The following is a 10847-nucleotide window of genomic DNA, read 5'->3' on the forward strand; positions in this document are numbered from 1 at the left end:
GTCCGCGCTCGGGGCGGGCGAGTCGGCGACCGACGTCGCAGCGGGCGTCGAGCCGTCCTCGGCGGTGGGGGCGGACGAGCTCGCGGACGCGCTCGTGCCGGGCGTCCCTCCGGGCGCGTCGCTCCCCCGCCCGGACGGACGAGGAGGACGATCGCGACGACGACGGCGACGAGACCGACGATCGCGAGGACGATCCCGGTGGTGCGGGTGGAGCGGGACGGCATCGGTCCTCCTGGGGACGGTGGGATCGGGGAGCGGCGGCGCCGGAGGGGGCCGACGAGACGTGCTCGCCGGCCCCCTCCTGTGCGCAGATGCTAGCTCTCGGTGCTCTCGCGGCGGCTGCGCGCGATCAGCAGGGCGCCGAGTCCGAGGACGAGCGCACCCCCCGACAGCAGCAGCCACGGACCGGTCTCGACGCCGGTGGAGGCGAGTCCGCCCGATCCGGTCGTCGGCAGCGGCAGCGCGGTGGCGGACGGAGCAGCCGTGGCGGTGGGCGCCGCCGTGGCGGTGGGCTCGACCGTGGGCTCGGGAGTCGCCGTCGGCTCGACGGTCGGCTCCGGGGTCGCGGTGGGCTCCGGAGTCGCAGTGGGCTCCGGGGTCGCGGTCGGCTCCGGAGTCGCGGTCGGCTCCGGAGTCGCAGTGGGCTCCGGAGTCGCCGTGGGCGTCGGAGTCGCCGTGGGCGTCGCGGTCGGCTCCGGCGTCGCGGGCAGCTCGACCACCGCGCCCTCCGGCACGACGGAGAGCAGGGCCCGCGCCACGTCGCTGAACGCACCGACGGGGTGGTTGCGGAACACCGGCGAGGTGCCGAAGAGGAACGCCTCGGTGCCCGACTCCGTCGCGAACGACACGGCGGAGGCCCGACCGGCCGCGTCGGTGCGCGACGCGCCCTCACTGTCGGTCCAGTGACCGGACACGAAGTCGCCGTAGGTCTGCTCGACCGCGACGCTCGCGTCGAGGTCCGAGAACCACAGGGCGGGCGAGACGAACGCCGTGTCCTGCGGGTAGTCCCCGAGGACGCCGCCCTCGGGGGTCTCGACCGACACGATGCCGTTCGAGCCGCCGGTGGCGGTGGTGGCGGTGAGCTGCGCGAGTCCGAAGTCGGTCGCGAACGACGCTCCGGCGGCTCCGCGGCCCACGACGTCGCCGCCGGCGGCCAGGAACCCCTCGACGGCGGTGCGGCCCGCGGCCTGCTCCGGAGTGAAGGACAGGGCACGACCGAGCAGCAGCACGTCGGCGTCGGCGAGGGTCGCCTCCCCCGTGGTCAGCGTCTCGGCGTCCACGGCGACCGCGTCGCGAAGCCGAGCTTCGCCAGGGCGTCGCGGTCCTCGTGCGTGCCGGAGTAGGCGACGCGCACGGAGGCGAGCGCGGTGCCGTCCTCGTCACCGATCCGCTCGGCGGTGGTCGCGGTGAAGTCGACGCCGAAGACCGACGCCGCCTCCTCCGCGGCCGCGAGGCCGGCGTCGTCGGCGCGGAGGGCGATCGTGCCGTCCTCGAACTGCTCGAGCGCGATGCCGTCGGCCAGCAGCGCGTTCACGGCCTGGTACTCCAGGACGCCGCGCGGCTCGAAGGCGAGGTAGTCGGCTCCGCTCGGGACGCTGCCCGAGGGCTCGATCGAGGTGACCGGCTCGACGGAGACAGCCGGCAGGACGTCGGTCGTGGAGCCGAGTGCCTCGACATCGGCGCCCCACAGGAGCGCGAGGCTCCAGGCCGAGACGTCGTACATCTCGGGCACGCGGCTCGAGATGTCGGTGCCGTCGGCGAGCAGCACGTTCGCGAGACCGCGGACGCTCTGGTGCATGTCGACGAGATAGGTGCCCGCGGCGTAGGTGCGGCCCTCGACGGTCGTCTCGGACGTGGTCCGCCCGACCTCGACGCCGTGCGCCAGGAGCTGGGCGACGAGGGTCTCGGCGTCGGACGTCGAGCGCTGGGTGCCGTCGACCGGGATCGCGTAGGCCCGCGGGTAGTCGGTCGTGTAGACGTCGGTCTCGTCCCAGATCTCGGTCCACTCGGTCGGCGTGCCGGCCGGGAGGTCGGAGGGGGCGACGTCGGCGGGGATCTCGACGGCGGGAGCGCCGGTGACGCCGCGCTCGAAGATGGCGACCTGGTTGGTCAGCAGAGCGTCGCGGTTCGCCTCGATGTAGTCGACCGTCGCGTCCATGACGATGTCGGCGACCTCGATGTCGATGTCGGCGTTGGCCTGGTGCTGCGCCACGTCGTCCGTGCGCCCGAGGGGGAGCTCGACGGTGTTCGTGATCGCACCCTGGAAGGCGACGTACTGCGGAGCGAAGATCGGGGGCCAGTCGTCCCAGCCCGCGCGGATGTCGCGGTACGGGATGAGGATCCTGCCGGTGTTCTCCTCCGTCGCGCTGCCGTCGGCCGCGAGGTACGTGTTGCCGGGGACGTCCGCCTCGACGACGCGGCGCTCGATCTCGAGGGCGGTCGCGTAGGCGTGCGGGAGGAAGAGGTCGTACTCGTAGTTCTCGCCGTGGGGCGGACCGCACGGCTCGACCTGCAGGATGCCGGTGTAGCCGTGGATGTCGATGAAGTACGTGGGCTGGAGCACGCTCGAGAGGTCGCGGATGACGGCCGACTCGTTCGTCGCGCCCGTGATCATGTCGCGGTTGGGGTCGTAGCCCGTCGCGACGGCCCGCTGACCGAGGGCGCGCCCGTCGGGGTTGTTGGTGACGGTGAAGTAGAGGCGGTTCCCGGCGAGGAGCTCCTCGGTCTCGGCGTCCTCGGCGGTGGCGAGGCGCTCGATGTAGTTCAGGATCGCGTCGGTGCCCTCCCACTCGTTGCCGTGGATGTTGCCGTTGAACCAGGTCGGCACCTTGTAGCCGGCCATCAGCTCGGCGTCGGCCTTCGCGCTCGCGGGGTCGTACTTGAGGCGGTCGCGCCACTGCTCCTGCTGTGCGGTCTCAGCCGCGGTCTCGGGAGCGGTCAGGGTGACCAGGTAGATGTCGCGCCCGAGGGCGGACTGCCCGACGACCTGCGTCGAGACGCGGTCGGAGCTCTCGGCGAGGTCGTTCAGCATCGGCGCGATCGCGTCGTAGGGAGTGACCCCGCGGACCAGCGAGGCGTCGGTCGGATCGACCGGCACCTCCGTCAGCGGGGTGCGCACCGGGTACGACTCGGGCTCGACGAGCGAGGCAGGAGCGGCGGCCGGGCGGACGAGGTCCACCCGGCTGTAGTCGGAGGCGGTGGTGGAGGGGGTGCTGCCGGGCAGCGTGGTGGCCGTCGCGGCGGGCGCGATGAGGAGTCCACCGGTGGCGAGCGCGAGCGCGGCGCAACCGGAGACGAGGGCGGTTCGTGTTCTCAAGCGGAGTTCTTCCCGTGTCGGAGTGGATCGGTGAGGTGGCGCGGAGAGGTGCAGGGGCTCTCGCTCACCCGTTCGACGTCGTCGACCTCGGAATGGCGTGTGAACCCTCTCAGGAACCTAGGTGAGTCGTGTTTCGGGCGCGTGTCGACGGCCGAAACATGACCGACACACGTCGGAGAGCGGGTCGGGACGACCCCGGTCCCGACGCGGACGGCTCGGGTCAGAAGGGGGGCGGGTCGGTGAAGAGCGAGCGTGCGGGACGGCCAGCGGGGGTCGGGGCGAGGGCGGGTGGTCGGGTGGTGACGCGGCGGCCGGTGGGGGTGGTCCAGTCGGCGGTGCCGTCGGGGTGGAGGACGTAGGTCCAGCGGTCGCCGTGTCGGACGTGGTGGTGGGCGACGCAGAGGGAGGCGAGGTTCTCGAGGGCGGTCTCTCCTCCGTGGCGCCACTCGATCGTGTGATCCGCCTCCGTCCGGGCCGCGACCCGGGTGCAGCCGGGGAACCGGCACGTCCCGTCGCGCAGCTGCAGAGCGAGGCGCATCTGCGGCGGCGGCACCCGGTGCGTGCGCCCGACCGACACCGCCGCGCCCGTCCGCGGGTCGGTGAGGACGCGCGTGAACGACGAAGCGACTCCGGCGAGCTCGCGAGCGGCACCCGCGGGCACCAGGCCGTAGCCGTCGAGGACCGCGGGCGCGTCGTCGAGTCCCACGGCCGTGCGCGCGGCGAGGGTCAGGCGCACCTCCGCACGGACCCCCGGCACGAGCGTCGAGGCCGCCGGCGTGTCACCGGGAGCCGTGCCGATCACGTCCCCGTCGCACAGGAGGTCGGCGAGCGCGTCGGCGCGCAGCTGCGCGAGCGTCCGCTCCTCCTCGGCGCCACCGGATCCGTCCCCCTCCCGCAGGCAGCGCGCGATGCGGTCCAGACGCGCGTACGCCCCCACCGCCACCGGAGCGGGCAGCAGGGCGCACAGCAGCGCCATGCCGTCCGTCTCCGGGACCACCCACACCGCGCGATCCTCCCGAGCCCGCGCATGCCTGTCCGCGAGCGGCTCGACGTGCAGCTCGTCGCGCAGCCGCGCCACCCGGCGCCGCAGCTGCGTGGGCGTCAGCACGAGCGCCAGCGCGCACGCCCGCTCGTCGAACACCGCTCGCGACTCCGCTGGAAGGGTGCCCGCGGTCGCGCAGATGATCCGGCCCGCCTCCCACCGCAGTCGTGCGCCCGCGAGCGCCTCGCGCGTGCACGGGAGATCCTCGATCAGCAGCCGCGCCTCCTCCAGATCCCGCGACACCACCCGCTCCGACACTCCACAGCCGACCGCGAGCTCCGCCCGGACCGAGCGCTCCACCAGATCCGCCGACCGGCCCCGCGGCAGACCGCGCGCGAACGCCTCCGGACACGACACCGCCGCCTCGTACGCCGCGTGCAGCTCGATCGCCGCCGCCAGCATCACCGGCGACGCCGACCGCGCCAGCTCGCCCGCCCGATCCCCGCGCTCCCGCACCAGCGCGAGCACCTCCACCACTTCTGTTCCCGTCATACGAGCACAGAACCAGCCACCACTGACATTCGCTCATGTTCGGCTCACGCCACGAACGGATCACGCCGGGAACGCGCCACAGCCGGCAGCGACGACTCCCGACCGCCCGAGTGACGGCGGGAAGCCGGCTTGCTTCGGAACGCCGACGGGCTCGAGGCGGCGATCGATCGTGCTGCGTCCGGAAGCCTCCCGATCCCCCTGCGCGGGCGCTCCTCAGCGGGCGTGCACCCTGCACCCCGAGCCGCGGCCACACGGTCACGCCGTCCGCGACTCCGATCGCACTCCCACGCCGCCCCCTCCCACTCAAGGAGCAATCGCTCCAGGAACAGCCCCTACAGGAACAGCGACAGCACCAGCGTCATCCCGAGCGCCAGCACCGACGCCAGCGACACCCCCACCGTCACGGTCTTGAGCGCCCCGCGCACCGACTGGTCGAGGAACGACTGCAGCAGCCAGAACGTGTTCGAGGTGACGTGGATGCAGAACAGCGCGCCGGAGCCCGCGGCGAGCGCGATCAGCAGCGGGTCCAGGCCCAGCGACGCCGCGACCGGCGCGATGACGCCGGCGGCGGTGATCGCCGAGAGGGTGACCGATCCGACGGCGATGTGCAGCACCGCGGCCATGAGCCAGACGAGCAGCAGCGGAGCGAAGGAGGACGCCGAGAAGTAGCCCTTCAGCACGTCGCCGAGGTCGCCCTGCGCGATCACGGCGGCGAGCGAGCCGCCGATGCCCGTGAGGAGGAAGATCTGACCGCCGTCCTGGAAGCCCTTCACGACGGCCTTCTCGATGCGCTTCGTGCCGACCGCGAGGCGGCCGATCACTCCGGTCGCGATGACGGCGAGCAGCAGGGCGATGATCGGGTTGCCGAGGAACTGCATCGCGGGCACCTCCGCGCCGGCCACGCTCAGCACGGCCTGCGACGCGATCAGCAGGAGCGCCACGAGCATGGGCGCGAAGAGCAGCAGGAGAGGGCGCTGGCGCTCCTCGACGGCACCGGGCCGGAGGGCGGCCGGTCCGCGCGGCACCCCGCCGACGGCGGTGCGGACGGTGCCGGTGGCCGGGGCGGCGGAACCGACGGCGCCGGACGCTCCGGCGAGCACGGCCTCCTCGTCGTCGTCGCGCACGACGACCTGCTGATCGCGCTCCGGATCCCAGAAGCCGAGCCGGAAGGCCAGCGACATCAGCAGGATCGTGACCACGACGGTGGGCGCGACGACGGCGAAGCCGCCGAGCATCATGACCCCGAGGGGCACACCGAGCAGCCCGGCCAGGGCGACCGCCGCGAAGCCGGGCACCATCATCACGATGCCCATCTCGAGGCCGACCGCGAAGGTGACGCCGATGATGCCGGTGCCGGCGGGGCCCAGGCGCGGGGCGATCCTCCGGGCCAGCGGGGCGGCGATGACGATCAGCACGTCGACGAAGATCGTCTGCAGGTACGTGGCGAGCGAGAGTCCGAGCGCGTACGGGATCCCGCGGCGCCCGAAGACGCGCATGAGGCCTTCGACGAGGCGGACGATCGCGCCCATCTCGTTGAGCATCGCGCCGATCAGCACGCCCCAGCCGATCAGGATGCCCGCCTCGGCCATCACCTCGCCGAAGCCGGTCGACATGGTCGAGACCGTGTCGACGGGTCCGAGTCCGGTCAGCAGGCCGATCGCGGCGGCGCCCAGCGCGAGCGCGATGACGGGGTTGATGCGGAACCGGACGATCACGACGACGACCACGACGATCACCAGCGCGACGACTCCGAGGGTGTACCACTCGGGCATGACGAGCCTCCTCTTGCCCGCGGCGGCGCGTGCGAACACACACTAGGGCTTGGTGGACACGAGATCGCCGTCGCGAGCACGGTCTGATCGTGCGAGCTGCAAGGAGGAGGCCGAAGGCCGATGCGGGCATCGACCGAGGTCACCGACGCCGCAGATCGTGCGATCAGGCCGAGCGGAGCACGCGAGATCGTGTCCACCAGGCCCGAGGGCTCCGCAGGGATCGGCCGCGCGGGACACGGTGGCGCTCCGATCACGGGAGGCGGGCGCTCCTCCGGGGCTCTCGTGAACCCCGCGGCGGAACCCGTCGACCACGTCGGCAGCGAGGCGGGGAGCAACGGCCACCTCGGCGGGGAGCTCCGGATCCCGACGCGGTGGTCCGGCGGCGCGTCCGCAGGCCGGACCGGCGACGCCCGCGGCCCTCTCGACTGAAAGGGTTCATCGGCACTGTTCCCCGCCGTGCCGGGCGTGTTAACGTGAACACACCCCCGCTCTCCCCGATGGAGGGGACCGCGGACCGGGCCGAGCGTCCGCGCCGACCCCGGGAGCCCCACCCCACCGATCGGAAAGGTCTCGATGATGAGACGACGCTCCTCGGAGCACCCCGCGCCCCGGCGCCGGACCCGCGCACTCCTCCTCTCCACGCTCGCGTGCACGAGCGTCGCCCTGAGCGGCGCCCTCGTGCCGCTGTCCGCCTCCGCGGTCGACGTCCCCGCCCCCACCGCCCACTACGACATGTCGCACGCGGGCTCGGCCCTCCTCGACATCTCGGGCAACGGGCGCAACGCCGTGCTGACGAACCTGCCCGACTCGTCCTTCGTGGACGCGGGCGGCGACCAGGTCGCCCGGTTCCGCGCCAACGGCTACGCGGCCCTGCCGAAGAGCCTCGTCACGGGCACCGACAACTCCTTCGCGGTCGAGTACACGGTGAAGACGCAGACCGCCGCGAACCAGTTCGGCTGGGTCATCGGCGACGGTGTCGGCCCCTGGAACACGACGACGCTGGGCAACCACGTGTTCGTGAACCCGCGCAGCTCGGAGGGCGCGTACAACGCCCAGGTGCTGGCGGGCATCCGCGTGAAAGACACGGGCAACGGCGAGACGCGGCTCCCCGCCGGCGGCGGCCTCAACCCCGGCTTCACGACCCTCACCCTGGTCGGATCGGGCACCGGCTCGAGCACCATGCTCACCCTGTACCGCGACGGCGCGCAGATCTCGACGGTCACCGCCGCCAAGTCGATGGCGAGCATCATCCCCTCGGGCACCACGCTCGGCTACCTCGGCCGCTCGCTCTACCAGGGCGACGCCCTCTTCACCGGCGACGTCACCGACGTCAAGTTCTGGGACACCTCGCTGACCGCCGAGCAGGTCGGGGCGAGCATGCCCACTGCGGACGCCAAGCAGGCCGCGACGGCGGCGCTCCTGCGCTCCGACCTCCTCCCGGTCGTGCTCAACGGCAATCCGTCGCTGACGTCCGTCTCGGGCAACGTGACCCTCCCGACGACCAGCAACGGCATCAGGATCACCTGGGCGTCGTCGAACCCCGCGGTCGTCTCGAGCACCGGAGTCGTCTCGCGCACGATCCCGACCGACACCCCGGTCACCCTGACGGCCACGCCGGACACCGGTGCGCCGATCGTCTTCGAGCTCGTGGTCCTCGCTCCGAAGATCAACGACGACCTCGACGCGATCGCGCTCGCGCCGCGCACCACCGAGAACCTGCCCCTGGTCGTCAAGGGCGTGAAGAACGGCACCGCGATCACCTGGACGTCCTCGAACCCGGCGCTCGTCACCGGGACGACCGCGGGCTACACCGCCCCGGCCGTCGGCGCGGCCGACCCCTACCAGGGCGGCGGAGTCGTCACGCGACCCGCGTACGGCAGCGGCGACGCGACGGTCACCCTGACCGCGAACGCGACGCTCAACGGGGTGTCGGAGTCGCGCAGCTTCACGCTGACGGTGGCCGAGCTCGGCCGCACCGCTCCCGACGCGGGCTACGCCTCGGCGTACTTCAAGTCGGACGGCGACGAGAAGATCTACCAGGCGGCGACGTCCGGCAACGACTTCTTCACCTTCTCGCCGGTCAACGACGGCAAGGCGGTCATCACCTCGACGACCGACACCCGCGGACTCCGCGACCCGTTCATCCTCCGCTCGCACAACGGCGACAAGTACTACATGGTCGCCACCGACCTCTGCATCTCCTGCGGCACGAGCTGGGGCGACGCGCAGTCCAAGGGCAGCCTCAAGATCGAGGTCTGGGAGTCGACCGACCTGGTGAAGTGGACCCGCACCAACGGCGCCGACACCGGCATCACGGTCAACCAGCCGGCCGCGGGCATGACCTGGGCGCCGGAGGCGTACTGGGACGACGCCCTGCAGTCGTACGTCGTCTTCTTCTCGTCGCGGCTCTACTCCGACGCCACGAAGACGAACAGCGACAAGCTCTACTCGCGCGTCTTCTCGGTGATCACCCGCGATTTCCGCACCTTCACGCAGCCGCCCGCCACCTGGCAGGACACCGGCTACGCGCGGATCGACTCGACGATCACCAAGATCGGCGACTACTACTACCGCTTCACGAAGAACGAGGAGGGCGGCGCCGCCGGCGTCCTCGAGGCGGGCAAGGACATCTTCCTCGAGAAGTCGACGGTGCTGACCGCCCCGACCACCGCGTCGAACTGGAGCGCCGACCCCACGACGACCTGGCAGCTCACCGACACCAACATGACCCGCCTCGAGACCGGTCAGGAGGGCGAGGGCCCCGAGATCGTCAAGCTCAACGCCGGCGACCCGAACGACACGACGGGCACCGGTGACGGCTACGCTTTCCTCGTCGACAACTACGGCAGCGGCGGCTACAAGGCCTTCGTCACCTCGGGCGCGGCCATCGCCGGCAGCTCGCAGGCCTCCCGCCTGTCGAAGTCGGCCGACTGGAGCGTCTCGACCAAGGGCGGCCTGCCTGCCAGCCCGCGCCACGGCGCGTTCGTCAGCGTTCCGCAGACGGTGCTCACCGCGATGAAGGAGTGGGCGCCGGTCAAGGCGGTCGGCTCGACCACGACGCTCGCCGTCGAGGGCCGCACCGCGACCGCGACCGTGAAGGCCGCCGACTCGGGCGACGTGGCGGGCACCGTCACGTTCCGCGGCGGCAGCTGGAGCCAGACCGTGCGCCTGGCCGGCGGTTCGGCGGCGGCGACGGTCCCGGCCGGAGTGACGGGCGTCACCGCCTCGTACGACGGCTACTCCGACGCGCTGGTGCTCGCCTCGACCTCCGCGGCGGTGAGCCTCGACACCCTCGAGCTCGCCCCCACGGTGACGACGCGCTGCATCGCCGGCAAGGTCGTGCTCACGGTCGTCGTCCGCAACGGCGACACCGCTGCGGCCGCCGTCACGATCGACTCCGCCTACGGCACGAAGTCGTTCGCCTCGGTCGCTCCGGGCGCCTCGGCCTCGGCCGCGTTCACCACGCGTCTGCGCTCGATGCCCGAGGGCGCGGTGTCCGTCTCGGGGACCGCGGTCGACCAGCCGGCCTTCTCGGCCTCGGTGCGGTACGCGGCGGCCACCTGCTGACGCACCTCCGGCACGACGGCGCCCCTTCCTCCCGCGCGGAGGGAGGGGCGCCGTCGTCCGCCCCCGCCCGCGGAGCCGGTGCCGCGGCGGAGCCGCTCAGTCCTCGGGCAGCTCGGCATAGGCGCGCTTGACGCCGTTGTACCAGTCGAGCGCCTTCTTCGGCCGCATCCAGCGGCCCTTCATCGCCTCGCGCGCCTCCCGGTGCGACTCGTCGCCCGCCTTCACCGCGTCCTTCAGATGCCGGTCCTGCGCGTTGATGATCTCGTCGGCGGTGGCTCCGCGGTGCTCGAGGGCGCACGGCCCGCCGAGGTCGTGGCACGTCATGGTCTTCATGGTGTCCTCCTCCTGCCGTCGCGCTGCACGACGGCTCCTGCTCCTACGACGGGCGGGGGCCCTCGGATGTGACCGCCGGCGTGTCGCGGGGCCGGCGCACGACACCCGCCAGGACCTCGGGAGCGGCGCGGAACACGATCGACTCGACCCGGCCGTCCAGGACCTCGAAGTCGAAGAGCACCCGGGCCTCGCCGAGGTGGAACCAGGCGAAGCCCGGCCGTCCGGCGGTGAGCACCGGGAGCGCGGCGTGCGCGCTGCCGTCGAAGAACGCGGCGACGGCCTCGCGCCCGTCGATCCGCTCGGGGGTGCCCGCCGCGATCGCGGA

Annotated in this window: 6 protein-coding genes and 1 pseudogene; 1 reads left to right on the forward strand and 6 read right to left on the reverse strand. The window is 72.6% G+C overall.

Features of this window, described 5'->3' with window-relative positions:
* Positions 1-314: 314 nt before the first annotated feature.
* From B0T42_RS20760 to B0T42_RS17905, 4 genes are all read right to left on the reverse strand, one after another.
* Positions 315-1280, reverse strand: a complete 966-nt coding sequence (locus B0T42_RS20760; protein WP_077224355.1) for an LPXTG cell wall anchor domain-containing protein — start codon at positions 1278-1280, stop codon at positions 315-317.
* Positions 1262-3316 carry a M14 family zinc carboxypeptidase gene (locus tag B0T42_RS17895; RefSeq protein ID WP_077224356.1) on the reverse strand — a complete coding sequence of 685 codons (2055 nt, stop codon included), beginning with the start codon at positions 3314-3316 and terminating at the stop codon, positions 1262-1264. Before B0T42_RS17895 ends, B0T42_RS20760 begins: the two co-directional genes overlap by 19 nt.
* 220 nt (positions 3317-3536) lie before the next feature.
* Entirely contained in the window at positions 3537-4850 is a 1314-nt protein-coding gene (locus B0T42_RS17900; RefSeq protein WP_077224357.1) for an HNH endonuclease signature motif containing protein, read from the reverse strand.
* A gap of 332 nt (positions 4851-5182) precedes the next feature.
* Positions 5183-6622, reverse strand: coding sequence for a GntP family permease (locus B0T42_RS17905; protein ID WP_077224358.1), 1440 nt, complete (start codon positions 6620-6622; stop codon positions 5183-5185).
* Between the two features lie 576 nt (positions 6623-7198).
* On the opposite strand from B0T42_RS17905, the gene B0T42_RS17915 reads away from it, so the two are divergent.
* Complete coding sequence (locus B0T42_RS17915; protein WP_236720392.1) at positions 7199-10189, forward strand: immunoglobulin-like domain-containing protein; 2991 nt, start codon at positions 7199-7201, stop codon at positions 10187-10189.
* A gap of 96 nt (positions 10190-10285) precedes the next feature.
* Here the strand turns inward: B0T42_RS17915 and B0T42_RS17920 are convergent, their stop codons facing one another.
* Complete coding sequence (locus B0T42_RS17920) at positions 10286-10522, reverse strand: DUF1059 domain-containing protein (RefSeq protein ID WP_077224361.1); 237 nt, start codon at positions 10520-10522, stop codon at positions 10286-10288.
* 43 nt (positions 10523-10565) lie between these two features.
* Positions 10566-10847 (reverse strand): annotated as a pseudogene (locus tag B0T42_RS17925) (RNA polymerase subunit sigma-70); the annotation flags it as partial.

The organism is Rathayibacter rhapontici (assembly GCF_001995175.1).
Taxonomy (GTDB): domain Bacteria; phylum Actinomycetota; class Actinomycetes; order Actinomycetales; family Microbacteriaceae; genus Rathayibacter.

What these genes read in the sequence shown, in the direction of transcription:
- B0T42_RS17900 (WP_077224357.1), bottom strand. Translation starts at nt 4,850, where the DNA reads ATGACGGGAACAGAAGTGGTGGAGGTGCTCGCGCTGGTGCGGGAGCGC.
- B0T42_RS17905 (WP_077224358.1), bottom strand. Translation starts at nt 6,622, where the DNA reads ATGCCCGAGTGGTACACCCTCGGAGTCGTCGCGCTGGTGATCGTCGTG.
- B0T42_RS17915 (WP_236720392.1), top strand. Translation starts at nt 7,199, where the DNA reads ATGAGACGACGCTCCTCGGAGCACCCCGCGCCCCGGCGCCGGACCCGC.
- B0T42_RS17920 (WP_077224361.1), bottom strand. Translation starts at nt 10,522, where the DNA reads ATGAAGACCATGACGTGCCACGACCTCGGCGGGCCGTGCGCCCTCGAG.